The following is a 15,798-nucleotide window of genomic DNA, read 5'->3' as shown; positions in this document are numbered from 1 at the left end:
TTAAAAACCTGTCGGATTTTGTTTTTAATGGCTTTTCAGAAATAAATCGTAGGTCTATTTCTAAAAAGAAAAAGTTTTCCATCAAAAAAAAGCTTTTTTCAGAATAACTTTTTAATTTTAAGAATTCAAATAGAATTCAATTAAGTCACTACTTCTCAACTACATAAACGCCGTGCTCTTGAAAAAAAAATCTTGTTTATTGGTATTCTTGTTTTTATTATGTCTTCCTCACATACTATTTTCTCAGGAAAAGAAACCTAAAGTCGTTTTAGTATTAAGTGGTGGCGGAGCAAAGGGAATTGCACATATTCCGCTTTTGCAAAAACTGGACTCCCTACACATTGTGCCTGATCTTATTGTTGGAAATAGCATGGGAAGTATCATTGGCGGTTTGTATGCCATGGGATATTCCGGCGATAGCATCGAAAAAATCACTAAGAATATTTATTGGGATAAACTCCTTGGCGGAGGTCAGTCATTACGATCGGTAAGTGCCGAAGAAAAAAGAGAATTCCAAAGATACTTGGTCGGAATAGGAATTAAAGATGGAAAACTCAATAGCGTTGGTTCACTTTTAAATGATCAAAACCTGAGAGAATCCCTTTCTGAGTTGACTTTTCCTGTATATAATGTTAAAGATTTTGATAGCCTGCCGATACCTTTTAGAGCTATGGCTACTGACTTAGTTGAAGGCAAAGAAGTTATTTTAAGCAAAGGCAGTTTAGCTTACGCCATGCGAGCCAGCATGTCTTTGCCTGCTATTTTCAAACCAGTGCCTTACGAAAAAACCATGTTAGTAGACGGAGGAGTATTAAATAATTTTCCAACTGATGTGGCCAAAAAAATGGGTGCCGATATTATTATTGGCAGTGATGTAGGTGGAGGAATGCAGCCAATGGGGAAACTGAACAATATTATGATGATATTAATGCAGACGAGTATGTTTCCGAGTAATGTTAAAAACCCGGCAAACCGTGATCTGTGTACCATATTAGTCGATCACATGCCCAACCTGCGTTTCTCAACAGCTGACTTTGCAGCTAGTAACGAAATCTACAAAGACGGCAAAATAGCGGCAAATAAAAATCTTCCGGCTTTAATTGCTTTATCGGAAAAGTTAAAGGGATTTACGCAACGAACGCACAAATTGCCCTATATGCCTAAAGAATTTGTTCTTGACACCATAATTTACAAGAAAATAAGTCCTGAAAATCTCCCTCTGGTAGTGGGAAGAGCAAATCTTAAACCCCATGTAAAATATACCTCCAAAGATTTAATTTCAGGTATCAACAGGGCTATGGGCACCAATCTTTTTGATGAAATTGGATATAGCTATTTCATCAAAGATGGCGATAAACCCGGACTTACATTATTTGGATCTGAGCGTGCTAAAAACCAGCTAAATACCTCTGTACACTATGATACTTACAGAGGTGTTGGCGTTATTTTTAACTACACCGCCAGAAACGTCCTTGCCGATGCTTCCCGTCTTTTGGTTACTGCCGATATAGCAGAACAACCAAAAGGCAGAATCAATTTTCAGAAAAATTTTGGAGGACGCAGAGAATGGTGGTGGGGTACGGAACTTTACGGAGCTTTCTTAAAGCAGGAAATTTATCTTAATGGCAAAGCCTCAGATAACATCCTTTATAATACATTTGAATTCAACAATGAGGTAAACAGAAATTTAAATTCGCTGAAAAGCTATTTTGGTTTTGGTTTAAACTATCACTACACCTACTTCAAACCAAAATATGACCGGGAATACAATCCGAACGCAGTTTCACTAAACAACTACAGCTCTAATAATATCGAATTCAATATGCATTATTCTTATAATGATATGGATAAAGTTTTCTTTGCTACAAACGGAACCATTATAAAATCAAATATAACGCGATCACTACTTAGCAATGTCAACGCCTCCATTTCCGCCCCAGATGTCCTGCGTCTTTCCGGCTCAACAAATAATTATACGAAATTTGGTTTAAGCTTTGAAAAGAGGTTGCCCTTAAAAAAGAAAATTACAGGAATCGTAGGATTTGATGCTTGTTTTATTTTTCAAGATCAGCTCAAAAACAATCAAATTTCGTTTTTCGATTTTGGTTATGCAACAAGATATTTTCTTGGTGGTATTATCCCAAGTTCCGGCAGTAATCGCTTTTCATTCCCGGGTTTGCATGAAGACGAACTCAATGTTACACAATATATGGGGCTTAAACTCGCCTCGCAAATAAATATTACCGGAAAAATCTATCTGACCCCTCATGTTAATATTGCCTCTGTAGGTTTTGACAGTTTTGGCGATTTCATCGACCACGCCTTTAAACCAAAAGGAAATTGGGATCATAATTTCGAAACCAGCCTTGTACTATCCGGAGGAGCTGCTATTTCCTATCAGTCTATTTTAGGCCCAATCCATTTTGACACTTCATGGATCAATAATATCGACAAAGTCAGACTGTTTTTCAGCGTCGGATTATCACTTAATCCGTAGAAAAAATTAAAAAATATCTTTCAAACCCGACAAGTTTTAAAAACCTGTCGGGTTTAGTTTTTGTAATGCTTCCTATTCATATACAAATATTCTCTCAACAAAATTAGCCTCTTGTTTTTCTGAACTTAGCCCACCCTCAAAAAACATTTCGGTCCAGTTTTTTTGATTATCGATTTTAAGATACTCTAATTTTGTATCCAACTTAATTTTTCCATCTCCTAAAAAGGAATCTGAACTTGATTCTTCAATTCTTCTATTATCGGAGTTGTATTTTCTATAAATTACCATTTCATCCAGATACACCGAATCCTCTTTATTATTCTTCGAATGTTCTTCTATAAGATTCCCTCTTTCATCGTACACTAATACATCCTCAGACTCCGTAACTTTGGTTTCTCCATCTTGATAATCATAAGAAAAGCTTGTTTTTATAACTTGATTTTTATTGTACTGATATTTCACCAAACTTCTTAAAGTATCATTATCCGAAAAATAACTTTTCTCTTCTACTAATTTTTTTTCAGGTCCGTAACTGTAAATTGTTCTTCCGGTAATCTTTTCGTCATCATCATAACCTATTGATTCTATCTTTTCTTTTAAGCTATTATATTTGTTCTCCGGATAATCAGACTTTTTAGGAAATATTTTATCTTCAACAAACTCCCCATTAGCATTCTTCTTATAGGTGGTATAATTTTGCATTTTACCTTTTACATACTTGCCGTTCTTTTTTGTTGCATAGTAAACGTTCTCGGTGTATTCTTTAATGTTTCCGAATAGTTTCTCATTCCAATCTGCAGATAATTGTGGAGCATTGTAATCTTCTGTCCTCATTTTTTTAGGCTCAGGCTCTTTCAGATTCGGAATCATCTCAAAAGACCTGTCTATACCATAAACAGGCTCATAAAGAACGAAATCATTTTTAATTGGCGCAATAGTCTGAATAAAGATGTACTTCCTTTTTTCATTTATCACCTCATCAATAATAAATGTTTTTTTAAATTCTTCAAAACTCATCGTAGGGTTGGCTTTAAAAGTCTCAAAAACATGTTTACTTATATTACCTCTTATATCACTAAGACCAGCCCTTTCATCATTGATTTTTTTATTTTTCTTCTTTAGTTCTGCCATTTCCTTGTCACTGTATGTAACCAATACATTGCCCAACTCATCGTAATTCACCAAGCGTATCTTATTTTCCCGATCACTATTCTGATCAACTGCTTCTATCAAAATCACATTGTTTATGACATCTACTAACTTGTATTCGTTATTATTCAGCTTAAACGTACTTCCTATATCCTTTTGAGAAAGCTTTACCTGAGAATAATCTGTAATGAATTTAATATTGTAAACCACACTTCCTTTAATTTCATCAAGTTCGTTGTTGTTTTTAAAATTTATGGCATTGTTGATCTGATCCTGCTTCCGCAACGTAGTAAAATTCAAATTAACCTCTTTTCCGTTCTTGTATTTGTACAAAAACTCTATTCCAAAAGAAGTCCCACCGACATGCTGAATTTCAATCAACTCTTTTTTCGAATTAAACAGCTTACTGGTTACGGGGTGAAAATCTACAATAGTAGTTTCATCATTTTCTTTAAAATAAGAAGGAAAACGGGAATTAAACAAGAGGTCATATCCATAAGTAGATTTCTCCAATTTCAAAACTCCTCGTGAAATAATTGTATCTATAGAAGAATTTATCACCTCAAGAGATTGAATTGCTTTCTTTTGAATTTCATCCATTTTTCTATTTACTTTTTTAAACGGAAAATTAGGAGTCTTAAAAATTTCTTTATTTATGTTATAAGTCATTTCATAAATCATGTCTTTTTCCTCTTTACTTGGTTGCTTTTTTTGAGAAAACACTGAAAGACTAAAGCTCATCAAAATCAAAACAATTCTATTCATCTATTTTTTCTCGAAAAGTACTGCTTTTCCTCCCAAATGTCCAAGGTCTATTTTTAGAAAATGTTATTCTTATCTTTACTGGAAATTTGTCTTTATGAAACGATTTCTAGTTTTTTGCCTGTACTTCTTTACTAATTGTGTTATACTCGCACAAAACAAAGATATCTGGATTTCATTTTGGGATAAAGACACTACGCACATCGGATTTAAAGACGCAAACGGAGCTATCAAAATAACACCAAAGTTTATGGGGTTCACTACTGCCCGTAAATTCGATAAAATTATTGCCGTAACAGAAGAGATAAATGACGGCTGGAAAAGCTACTATTTAACTAAATCCGGTAAAATAGTGGGACGTGATAGTTTATACATTTTTGACAATGGACCGGATTGCGAAAATGAAGATTACATTAGATTTACAGACCGAAAAACAGATAAAACCGGAATGTTTAATAGTGAAGGCAAAATTGTAATTCCTGCCGATTATAGTGTTTTATCAAAAGTTCAAAACGGAATGATTGTAGCCTTAAAAGGTGCCCTAAAAAAACAGGACGGTGAACATTTTTTCTGGACGGGTGGAAAAAGATATCTTATAGACCTTAACAACAAAATCTTAATTGAGGATTTCAGCGACCATACTGATCTTAACTTTTATTCTTTACAAAAATCAAAAGCCCCTAATAAAGAAGAAACAAGAGAGAATTTTGCCGGCGTTGACGGTGAGTATTATTCTTTTATTAATTACGATAAGGAGTTTAAGTGGTGGTTAAAAAACAATTTGCTTTCTGATTTATCCAAAGAAAATTTAATGAAGATCTCCTTTGACAAAATCACTTATTGGAAAGAACCAATTGGATGGAAAAGCGAATCAAAGACGAAATTTATTGAAGATAATTATGCCCTTTTAAAATCAAAACTGCAACAGCTTAAGGCTTCCGGAACAGATTATTTCGTTTCGTCTGATGGGTTGAATCCTTTTATTTTTGAAACGGATGAATACACGACTTACTTCAACAATTGCAACGAAGCTAAAGAATGGATGTATCCTGTTAAAAACATAGTTATTAATTCAAAAAACAAAGCCGATTTCAAACAGGATCATTTTGAATTTCTTCGAACCGAAAAAGGTTACAAGCTCATAAGTGTTTCCGTCGCAAAAGACGATCTCAAATAAAGTTCTTCTTTTAATAAAGCTATCTTTGTAAAAAACGTGATATGAAAAACTTTTTCTTTTTAGGCATTGCTATAATCTTTGAAATCATTGCTACTTCGGCCCTAAAAAAGTCTGAAGAATTTACCCGACTAATCCCAAGTATTATTACCATTTTGGGGTATTTTGCCGCTTTCTATTTTTTAAGTTTTGCCATCAGAACCATTCCGGTCGGAATTGCTTATGCCATCTGGTCGGGAGTTGGGATTGTACTGATCACCATTATCGGCGCTGTTTTCTTCAAACAAATCCCCGATTTACCCGCGATAATTGGATTAACATTGATTATGGCAGGTGTTATTGTCATTAATGTTTTTTCTAAAACTACAGCGCATTAAGGCATTTTAAATCAATCATTGATACTATCAAATGACATTATAAAAACACTCCTTACACTATAAATCAAAAATTTAATGAATTTCAGAAAAGCAACAATTTCAGACTTAGCGGAAATGCAGCAATTGTATACCGAAACCATACAATCGGTCTGTAAAAACGATTACGATCCAAAGCAAATTGAAGTATGGATTTCGGGTGTGCAAAATACCGAGCGTTGGTTAGACGTTATTCAAACACAATTTGTTTTGCTGGCCATCATTGAAACTAAAATAGTTGGTTTTGGAACTTTGAAGAACGGCAATTATATTGATTTCTTTTATATCCACAAAGACTATCAAAAACAGGGAATTGCCCATAAGCTTTTAAATGAATTGCTACTTGAAGCCCAAAAGCAACATCCAGAAACCATTACCTCCGACATTAGTATTACGGCCAGACCTTTTTTTGAAAAAAACGGTTTTGTTGTAAAAGCCGAGCAGGTAAACATTCGATCCGGTGTTGAGTTGATTAATTACAAAATGGAGAAAGAAATTAAATAATTGGTTTCAAGTTTCAAGTTTCAGGTTTGAGCAGAACGTGAAACTTGAAACTTGAAACAAAATCAACAAAAAGTTACTTCCGCAAGTTTCGGATTTTATACCCGCAAAAACGTGTCGATATTTGCCTTATAAAATGAAACGAAAATGAACACACAGGAAAACATTAATTATAATCGAATTGCTGAAGCTATTGATTATATCAAAGCCAATTTTAAAGCGCAGCCTAATCTTGATGAAGTTGCCGAAAAAGTGCATTTAAGTCCTTTTCACTTTCAACGTTTGTTTACTGAATGGGCAGGCACAAGTCCGAAGAAGTTTTTGCAATACATAAGTGTTGAACATGCCAAGAAGATCCTTCAGGATGACCATCAGGCTACTTTATTTGATGCTGCATTTGACACCGGTCTTTCGGGAACCAGCCGTTTGCATGACTTGTTTGTAAACATCGAAGGTATGACACCAGCCGAATATAAAAATGGGGGAAAGAACTTAGAAATTAACTTCAGTTTTGCCGAAAGTCCATTTGGAAATATCATTGTGGCTTCAACACTTAAAGGAGTTTGTTTTATGGCTTTTGCCGAAAATGAAGGAATGGGTTTGGAGAATTTAAAACATAAATTCCCCAACGCCACATTCTCCAGAAAGCTGGATCTGATACAACAAAATGCACTGTTTATTTTTCAAAATGACTGGAGCAAATTATCCGAAATTAAACTGCACTTAAAAGGCACTAATTTTCAATTGAAAGTTTGGGAAACTCTTTTAAAAATCCCATTGGGAAAGCTTTCTACTTATGGTTCAATCGCACAGCAAATTGAGAAGCCCAATGCTTCCCGTGCCGTCGGTACCGCTATCGGAAGTAACCCAGTCGCTTTTTTAATTCCCTGCCATCGTGTGATTCAATCCACAGGAACCTTTGGTGGATATATGTGGGGAAACACCCGTAAAACGGCCATTATTGGATGGGAAGGCGCACAGATAAATCCATAATTTTCTGCCACAAATTCACGAATTATTTTTTAAAATCTTTGCCGGCAAAATTGCTATAATCCGGGAATCACTTCGTCCGTTCGCTATCGCTCGGGCAGTGGCCGAAAAACCTCAACTTAAAATCATTATGCAAAACATATCCACAAAAATTGCTTCCCTTCATTGGGACAGCATCACCGAATCTATGCACGAAAACGGATTCGCCATTATTCCAAATCTGTTAGATAACGAACAATGTGAAGCTCTAAAAGCCGATTATTCAAAGCCTGAATTATATCGAAAAACGGTCGTCATGGAACGCTACCGTTTTGGTTTAGGGGAGTACAAATACTTCACTTATCCCTTACCCGATCTGATTCAGAACCTTCGTACTTCTATTTATCCTAAACTCGCTCCTATCGCAAACGCCTGGATGAAAGCACTTCATATTCAGACCGTTTTTCCGGATACGCATCAGGAATTACTGGAACAATGCCATGCCAATCATCAATTAAAGGCAACTGTTTTAATCTTAAAATATGGTAAAAGCGGTTTCAATACGCTGCATCAGGATTTGTACGGAGATGTTTATTTTCCAATTCAGATTGTTCTTTTCCTGAACGAACCCGATGAAGATTTTACAGGCGGAGAATTTGTACTGACACAGCAAACACCTCGGGCGCAATCCAAAGCTATTGTACTGAAACCTAAAAAAGGAGACGTTTTAGTTTTTACCACCAATTTCAGACCTGTGAAAGGTACAAAAGGATATTATCGGGTCAATATGAAACATGGTGTCAGCGAGATTCATTCTGGTGAGCGATATACATTGGGAATTATTTTTCATGATGCCCTATCGTGAGTATTTTTTTCTGCCACGACCCGAGCGATAGCGAACAGACGAAGTAATTCATGAATTATGTTTTTTAAATCTGTATTATTTATTCGAATTCATTCGAATAATATCAGATAAAGCATGTAAAAGAATAATTCGTGAATTCGTGGCTAAAAAACAAAACACAAAACAATATGCTTAAACATAACAAAATTTCAGATTCTGATCTTCGAAATAAAATTAAAAAAGGCGAAATTTGCTTTGGTGGCAACCAAAAACTAAAAATCTACGGAACGCTCAAATGTTCTTCGGGGAAAAGAATGAAAAGAGAGAATCGTATTTTCTTTTCAACCGAGGACGAAGCCAAAGAAAACAATTTTCGGCCTTGTGGACATTGTATGAAAACTGAATATCAAAACTGGAAAAATGGACTTATTTAATCCGCATACAGACGAAACAACGAATCTGCTTCCTAAAGACGGAACGGTTAATTATTACGGAAAGTTGTTTTCCAGAGAGGACTCCAATCATTATTTGGAGGTCCTTTTAAATACCATTGAATGGAAAAATGATGAAGCTATTATCTTTGGTAAATTGATTTTAACCAAACGGAAAGTGGCCTGGTATGGTGATTCAGGTTTTGAATATACGTATTCCAATACCACCAAAAAAGCGCTTGCGTGGACTCCGGAATTACTAGTACTAAAAGCGGTGATGGAAGAAAAAACGGGAGAGACATTTAATTCCTGTTTGCTCAATTTATATCATTCCGGTGAGGAAGGAATGGCCTGGCACAGTGATGCTGAAAAAGATTTAAAAAAGAACGGTGCCATTGCCTCCGTTAGCTTTGGCGCTGAACGAAAATTTGCCTTCAAACACAAGGAAACCAAAGAAACTGTTTCTTTAATTTTAGAACACGGAAGTTTACTGGTTATGAAAGATGCTACTCAAACGAACTGGCTGCATCGTTTACCTCCCACAAAAACGACTTCAAAACCAAGAGTAAATCTGACGTTCAGAACTATTGTAACTTAACAGTACATTCTCACTTTTCACTTTTCACTTTTTTTTTAAAAGCTACATTTTGATAAGAAAGAATCAAAGCGTCTTCAAACATTTCCGGTCTTACTTTTGAAAGTTCTACAACCGTCCAGCCTTGTTTGCCCCACTTATTGGGAACCGGATAAAAAATCAATTCACTTGAAGCGCAAAAAACGGACTGATCGATTTCGTTCAATTTTAAAACGGCTGTATTGTTCTTTTCATCAAAAGTGGCGAATATTTTTTTGTTAATGCGGAAAGAAGTTTCCGCAAAATGAGGTTCTTCTGTGGCGTCCGGAAATGACAACGCAAGGGTTCTAAATGTTTCTATTGCAATCATATTTACCTCGTCTTTTAAGATCTTACTGTTTAAATCCTGTTTTTCACCATCCCTGATTCAGTCCGTTTTTAAGGACCTCTTTGTATTTGTCTGTATCAAAAGTATATAAGTTTGGGGCTTTGTGAGCCACATTGCTTTTCTTTTCGTCCAGTTTATTCAGAATTCCGATATTGGTGATTTTACGCAGAAAGTTTCGTCTGTCTAATTTTCGATCTAAAATCGTTTCATATAGCTTTTGCAGCTGGGGAATTGTAAATTTTTCGGGTAACAAATTGTAACCCACCGGCATTAAATTCAACTCGATCCTAAGAGTATTCAGGGCTTTATCCAGAATTTCTCTATGATCCAGGATAAGTTCGGGAACTTCTTTGTGATCGATCCACTCTATAATTTCCTGACTGTTTTCTTTTTGCGGAACTGCTTTTAAAAAATCAATTAAGGCATAATATCCAATGGTTATAAAACGCTGAGTAAGCCATTTTCCGTCTTCTCTGGAAATATTATAGTGATCCAGTACAGCATTCCCAAAATGCAGATCGTTTCGTTTGACGCGGCCAAAAGTGGCAAACTGTCTTAAAAAAATACCCTGCATTCCGGTACGTTCCTTTAAAACGGTCACGGCTGCGGTGTCAATATCTTCCTCAATGGGTATAAATCCTCCGGGCAAGGACCATTTTTCATCAAATGGAGTTTTAATGAGTAAAACTTTTAGCTGATTGTCATGAAATCCAAAAATGACACAGTCAATTGAAAGTCCCGGCTGGTAATTTTCGCTATTTTCTATTATCTTTTTTGGCATTTAACGTTTCTTAAATCAGCATGCTGTTCTTTAATATACCTGCAATTTAATGCATTTTTATAAATCAGAAACATTTTTGCAAAAATGAGCTTCTGTTTTTATAAGAATTCTTCTAAAAAACTCCCGGTACAACTATCACAATTTTTACTTAAAATGAAAATCGAATTAAAAAAATAATTACATTGCGTCATAATAACACATTTAAAAAACGATTTGTTATTTTTTCAACAAAAACACACTGTAAATCAGCATACTATTTACAGTTTTTAATCCAACATGAACGTAGAATTTTAATGCCGGAGATATGATTACCAATCCGTTAAAAGACATAAATAAAAAAATCAGAAATAAAATCTGGACTTCTTTCGGGTTTGTTTCTAAGACTTATCTTCTTGAAGCTTCTTTAAAATATAGTGAAGAGCAGGAAAGAATCTTCAACGAAATGATTGTTGAAACGGAATCCAAAAATAAAAAAGCAAAAAGTGAAGCTTATGACAAGGCGTTATATGCTTCTTACAAAGGAATTGGTGTAATGGATTTTATCAACACTGTTTTAAAATAATTTTCATTCAATTATTTGATCCTTTAAGTTCAATACAAAAGTTTCTTTATTTTATTCTTCGCAACAAAAACGGAGCGCTTTATACCTTAATTTCTCTTATTATTTTTGGAATTCATTTTCCTAATTTCCTTAATTCTTTCAGACCTTTTTTAAATTATTTAAGGTGAAATTTCTTCAAAATCAAATAATAAATTTATTTATTGTAAGAAAACTGAACTTATCCTAATAATACATTCGGTCCCTTTAGATATAGACAAAAAGCTATATTTTTGTTATAAACTGAAGATTTTACCTACTTCAATTAAAAGCCTTATTATGGAACAAGATATACAGTCAGAAATTTACAAAATTCAAAAGCCTGAACCGTGGGCAAGTGACCTTAATGACAACCAGCTTATAGATTATATCAAAGAATCTGAATTCTCTCAAAAACAAGCAGACGAGGGACGTGACTATTGTTATTTTTTAGATAAAATTTATTATACCAATGATAACGAAAGCAGTGAATATGCCTGTGTGGCCTATACTTTAAATGAGCCTGCCAATTTGGAGAAAGCTTCTGCTGTGGATGTTGTGTTGGAAGAAAGTGAAACTTATGTGATACACCGAATCAGTGTTTTAAGAGATGGTGTTTTAGTAGACAAAATTCCCGATACTAAAGTTAAAATACTGGACAGCGAAAATCAAAGCAGTGGTGGTGTTTTAAGCAGTAACAAAAAGATTAATATTACGATAAAAGATCTTCGTTTGTATGATATTTTGATTATGGAAGATTCCAGAATTAAAATATTTACCGAGCGTGATTTTCTACGCAAAGAATTCGCCAGATATGTCTGGGTAGGTCCTGACAGTTACTGGGCGTACGGAAAGTACAAATTCACTTTTATAAACGATCGCGAAAAGGCAGTTGCTTACAAAAAATCGTTCTTTAGAAATGAAGATGGAAATGTGCTGGAACCACAAATAGCTTATTTGCAAAAGGGGGAAAAATATGTAAGAGAAGAAGAGAATTACATCAATTTTGTAGATTCAAACCGTGAGGTTTCTTCGTTTATAGATTTTGCCACGGCTGCCGATTGGAAAGAATTATCCAATTACATCTCTCCTATTTATGAGACTATTTTCGTAAAATCTTCTTTGGCAGAATTCGCTCCGGAACTGGTTGAAAAACTGGATAAAATAGGTTCTAAAGACGATCAGTTGCAATTTGCGATAGAATATGTTCAAAACCATATCAATTATATTTACAATGCCGATGAAATGAATGGCCACAAGCCGCAGGAGCCTGCTGTAACGTTTACCAACAAACAAGGCGACTGCAAGGCTAAATCGGTTTTACTAAAAGTTATTTTAGATTATATTGGTATTGATTCTTCGATTATTCTGGTCAATTTCGGTACTGATTTTTATATCAAGCATTACTTACCGTCGTTACTGACTTTTAATCACGTAATTGTAAAGATCAATTACAAGGGTGAAAGCTACTTTGTTGATGCCACATTGCGTGATGAATTTGGACTGATTGAAAATCGTGGTTTTATTTTCTTCCTGCATTATCTGGAAGTAAAGCCTAATTTGGAATTACAACATAAACCTCCTCATCGTTTCCCTTATTATGCGCTTGATGAAAAATCAGAGCTTGTTGCGGAGAACAATGTTGGTAAACTGAAACTAACGACAGTATACAAAGGAAATCGTGCCAACAGCATGCGCAGGTATTTCAAAAACACCAACAAAAGAGAGATCGTTGACAGCTGGAACAATTTCTTTTTTTATACCTTAAATTATACGAATGACAGAAACGGAACTGATCTTCGAAAAATTTTTAAAGATGCCGCAATTGAAATTGTCAGTGATGATAAAAAACTGAATGAATTTAAAATTGAATATCAGACTACTATTGAAAACCCTTATTTCTCAGACGGGAAAAACAATCGTTTCCTGATGTATTTTGACTCCAATATTGTGAAAAACAGAGCAAGGGATTTTATGCATAAAGACATCTCTTTCTGGCACAATTTTGACAATGAGCGATATGAAATCACTCTTGTAACGGATCAAAAAATTGATGTTAGCGAGAAGTTTACGATACAGGAAAGCACAATCAACAATGCTTACTTTGATTATGTGAGCCGTAAAAAGATCAACAAAAACGGAGGAACTATTTACATTGACTATAAACCGCTAATTAACTTAGAAATTCCTGAAGAGGATTTTGAAGATTTCAGGGAAGCCCATAACGAGGTCGCCGACAGTAATTTTGGAATTGGGGTCGACATTATAGAAGACGGTTTATTGAACAAGCTGAAATTCAATTTCAAAAAATTAGTAAAATAATCATCCAAAAAGGAGGTTAATTGTAGCCCTACTGTCTCAACACAAATTATACGAATTGCACAAATTTTAATCCGTTAACCTTGTTTGTGGAATTAATTACACAAACAAATTAGTGACAATTCGTGCAATTCGTGTTATTTTTTATAACAGTAATCTATATTTCTGTTTGGTTAAAAAAGTTAAAGCAATTCAAAATCTGCTTTTAATTTGAGGTCAGCTGATGAAGCTCCGATCATGACTTCAAAATCTCCCGGTTCTGCTGTCCATTCTAATTTATTATTGTAGAACGAAAGTTTCTCTTTGTCAATAGTAAATTCAATTGTTTTAGATTCTCCTGCATTTAGTTTTACTTTTTGAAAATCTCTCAATTCTAAAACGGGTCTTACCACCGATCCGAATTTGTCTTTTAAATACAATTGAACCACTTCTTCTCCTGCTACTTTTCCAACATTTGATAATTGAAAAGAAACTTTAATAGTTTCGTTGTTTTTCATTTTTACTGCTGACAATTTCAAATCGGAATAATTGAATTTGGTATAACTCAACCCGTATCCAAAAGGAAATTTAGGAGAGTTTTTCAGATCAATGTAGGCCGAAACATAGTTTTTGGCATCTTCATCTTTAGCAGGTCTTCCGGTACTGAAATGATTATAATAAATTGGGATCTGCCCCACTTCTCTCGGGAAAGTCATGGGCAATTTCCCTGATGGATTGTAATCTCCAAATAAAACATCGGCGATAGCATTACCTGCTTCGGTTCCCAACCACCAGGTGTAAACAATTGCCGGAACATGATCTGCTGTCCAGTTAAATATAAGAGGTCTTCCGGCGTTTACCAGAACGATTACCGGTTTTCCTGTTGCCTGAATCGCTTTTACCAAATCTTCCTGAACACCCGGCAAATGAAGATCGCTTCGGCTTTTTGCTTCACCGCTCATGTCACGTCTTTCACCAATACTCAAAATCACCACATCTGCCTGTTGGGCCGTTGCCACTGCTTCTGCAAAACCGTCTTTGTTATCTCCGTCTACTTCACAGCCTTTGGCATAAAGCAGTCTTGTGTTTTTACCCACTTTGTTCTGCAACCCATCCCATTGTGAGACAATCCATTTATTGTAATCAACCTCGGGTAATTCTACGGACCAAAACCCCATATTTTCTTTGTACTCTTTCACCATTGGGCCAATGAATGCAATTGTTTTCAGGTTTTTGGACAGCGGTAATGTTTCGTTGTCGTTCTTTAATAAAACGATACTTTTCTTAGCTACTTCAAGAGCTGCCTTTCTGTTTTCAGGGTTGTTTAAAGCTTTATCGGCTCTTTTTTGATCTGAATATCGATAAGGATCATCAAATAAACCCAATTCAAATTTCTTGCGTAAAATACGCTTCACAGCATCATCGATCAAATCTACAGGTACTTTGCCTTCTTTCACTAATTCTGCCAAATGATATCGGTACGCATTACTTTCCATATCCATATCACTTCCCGCCGTAATCGCGGCAAGTGCTGCAGCCTTTAAATCTTTAGAATATCCGTGTGCCACCATTTCTCCAATCGATCCCCAGTCTGAAACTACGAATCCCTGAAAGTTCCATTTTCCTTTTAAGATATCACGCTGCAAATGCACATTTGCGGTAGCCGGAATTCCGTTTAAGTCATTAAAGGAATTCATAAAAGTGGCTGCACCGGCATCGAGAGCTGCTTTAAAAGGAGGCAGATACGTTTCTAAAAGCATGCGTTCACTCATATCTACCGAGTTGTAATCTCTGCCGCCCACAGCTGCACCATAAGCTGCAAAATGTTTTACACAGGCCATAACCGAGTTCAGATCTCCGAGTTTATTTCCCTGAAAACCTTTAACTCTGGCATAGGCAATTTTAGAACCCAGCCAGATATCTTCTCCCGCTCCTTCCATCACTCTCCCCCAACGCGGATCACGGCCAATATCGACCATTGGAGCAAATGTCCAGTGAATCCCACTTGCTGAAGCCTCTGTAGCTGCAACTCTCGCAGCGAGTTCAATAGCTGCTAAGTCCCAGCTCGCTGCTTCGGCTAACGGAATTGGAAAAGTCGTTTTGTACCCATGGATGACATCCTGACCAAATAACAGGGGGATTTTCAAACGGGACTGCATGGCCAGTTCCTGATATTGTCGGGTGTATTTTGTTCCGGTTACGTTTAACATCGAACCTATTAATCCTGCCTTAATCTCGGCTTGTTTGTTGGCATTTATGGTAATAGGCCCCGTTGCTGCATTGTCGCCCGTATACTGATTTAGCTGACCGATTTTTTCTTCCAAGGTCATTTTTTTCAACAGAGCATTTACTTTCTGGTCTATTGTTTCTTGTTGGGCTGTCGCAAAGAGCGAAACCATCAGCAAGAGAAATGTGGCATTTTTTTTCATGAATTTAATTT

Annotated in this window: 14 protein-coding genes; 10 read left to right on the top strand and 4 right to left on the bottom strand. The window is 35.6% G+C overall.

Annotation, left to right across the window (positions count from 1 at the left end; genetic code table 11):
* The first annotated feature begins 178 nt into the window (after nucleotides 1-178).
* Nucleotides 179-2,497: a patatin-like phospholipase family protein gene (locus tag B0A80_RS07650; RefSeq protein WP_233430725.1), complete on the top strand. Its 2,319-nt coding sequence runs from the start codon at nucleotides 179-181 to the stop codon at nucleotides 2,495-2,497.
* Between the two features lie 72 nt (nucleotides 2,498-2,569).
* Here the strand turns inward: B0A80_RS07650 and B0A80_RS07645 are convergent, their stop codons facing one another.
* Nucleotides 2,570-4,411, bottom strand: coding sequence for a hypothetical protein (locus B0A80_RS07645; RefSeq protein WP_089076911.1), 1,842 nt, complete (start codon nucleotides 4,409-4,411; stop codon nucleotides 2,570-2,572).
* A 94-nt stretch (nucleotides 4,412-4,505) separates the two neighbouring features.
* On the opposite strand from B0A80_RS07645, the gene B0A80_RS07640 reads away from it, so the two are divergent.
* The 7 genes from B0A80_RS07640 (at nucleotide 4,506) to B0A80_RS07610 (ending at nucleotide 9,338) form a co-directional block, all read left to right on the top strand.
* Entirely contained in the window at nucleotides 4,506-5,585 is a 1,080-nt protein-coding gene (locus tag B0A80_RS07640) for a hypothetical protein (RefSeq protein ID WP_089076910.1), read from the top strand.
* Between the two features lie 41 nt (nucleotides 5,586-5,626).
* Nucleotides 5,627-5,959, top strand: a complete 333-nt coding sequence (locus B0A80_RS07635; RefSeq protein WP_017497984.1) for a DMT family transporter — start codon at nucleotides 5,627-5,629, stop codon at nucleotides 5,957-5,959.
* A gap of 75 nt (nucleotides 5,960-6,034) precedes the next feature.
* Nucleotides 6,035-6,499, top strand: coding sequence for a GNAT family N-acetyltransferase (locus tag B0A80_RS07630; protein WP_089076909.1), 465 nt, complete (start codon nucleotides 6,035-6,037; stop codon nucleotides 6,497-6,499).
* Between the two features lie 144 nt (nucleotides 6,500-6,643).
* The gene (locus tag B0A80_RS07625) at nucleotides 6,644-7,489 is read left to right on the top strand and encodes a methylated-DNA--[protein]-cysteine S-methyltransferase (RefSeq protein WP_089076908.1); all 846 of its coding nucleotides are present in this window, start codon (nucleotides 6,644-6,646) and stop codon (nucleotides 7,487-7,489) included.
* A 127-nt stretch (nucleotides 7,490-7,616) separates the two neighbouring features.
* Nucleotides 7,617-8,330: a 2OG-Fe(II) oxygenase gene (locus tag B0A80_RS07620; RefSeq protein WP_089076959.1), complete on the top strand. Its 714-nt coding sequence runs from the start codon at nucleotides 7,617-7,619 to the stop codon at nucleotides 8,328-8,330.
* A 167-nt stretch (nucleotides 8,331-8,497) separates the two neighbouring features.
* Nucleotides 8,498-8,743: an Ada metal-binding domain-containing protein gene (locus tag B0A80_RS07615; RefSeq protein ID WP_070905822.1), complete on the top strand. Its 246-nt coding sequence runs from the start codon at nucleotides 8,498-8,500 to the stop codon at nucleotides 8,741-8,743.
* Nucleotides 8,730-9,338: an alpha-ketoglutarate-dependent dioxygenase AlkB family protein gene (locus B0A80_RS07610; protein WP_089076907.1), complete on the top strand. Its 609-nt coding sequence runs from the start codon at nucleotides 8,730-8,732 to the stop codon at nucleotides 9,336-9,338. The genes B0A80_RS07615 and B0A80_RS07610 overlap by 14 nt, the downstream gene beginning before the upstream one ends.
* A gap of 10 nt (nucleotides 9,339-9,348) precedes the next feature.
* Here B0A80_RS07610 and B0A80_RS07605 read toward each other — a convergent pair whose 3' ends face one another.
* Entirely contained in the window at nucleotides 9,349-9,684 is a 336-nt protein-coding gene (locus B0A80_RS07605) for an MmcQ/YjbR family DNA-binding protein (RefSeq protein ID WP_089076906.1), read from the bottom strand.
* Nucleotides 9,685-9,727: 43 nt separating this feature from the next.
* Entirely contained in the window at nucleotides 9,728-10,483 is a 756-nt protein-coding gene (locus B0A80_RS07600) for an NUDIX hydrolase (protein WP_089076905.1), read from the bottom strand.
* 304 nt (nucleotides 10,484-10,787) lie between these two features.
* Here B0A80_RS07600 and B0A80_RS07595 point away from each other — a divergent pair, with 304 nt between their 5' ends.
* Nucleotides 10,788-11,045, top strand: coding sequence for a hypothetical protein (locus tag B0A80_RS07595; RefSeq protein WP_017497992.1), 258 nt, complete (start codon nucleotides 10,788-10,790; stop codon nucleotides 11,043-11,045).
* A gap of 315 nt (nucleotides 11,046-11,360) precedes the next feature.
* On the top strand, nucleotides 11,361-13,382 hold the full coding sequence (locus B0A80_RS07590; RefSeq protein ID WP_089076904.1) for a DUF3857 domain-containing protein: 2,022 nt from the start codon (nucleotides 11,361-11,363) through the stop codon (nucleotides 13,380-13,382).
* Between the two features lie 179 nt (nucleotides 13,383-13,561).
* Here the strand turns inward: B0A80_RS07590 and B0A80_RS07585 are convergent, their stop codons facing one another.
* Complete coding sequence (locus tag B0A80_RS07585; RefSeq protein ID WP_089076958.1) at nucleotides 13,562-15,787, bottom strand: glycoside hydrolase family 3 N-terminal domain-containing protein; 2,226 nt, start codon at nucleotides 15,785-15,787, stop codon at nucleotides 13,562-13,564.
* Nucleotides 15,788-15,798 lie beyond the last annotated feature (11 nt).

It is taken from the genome of Flavobacterium tructae (assembly GCF_002217475.1).
Lineage (GTDB): Bacteria > Bacteroidota > Bacteroidia > Flavobacteriales > Flavobacteriaceae > Flavobacterium > Flavobacterium tructae.
The sequence above is the reverse complement of the archived record's forward strand: the minus strand, read 5'-3'. Positions and strand labels throughout refer to the sequence as shown.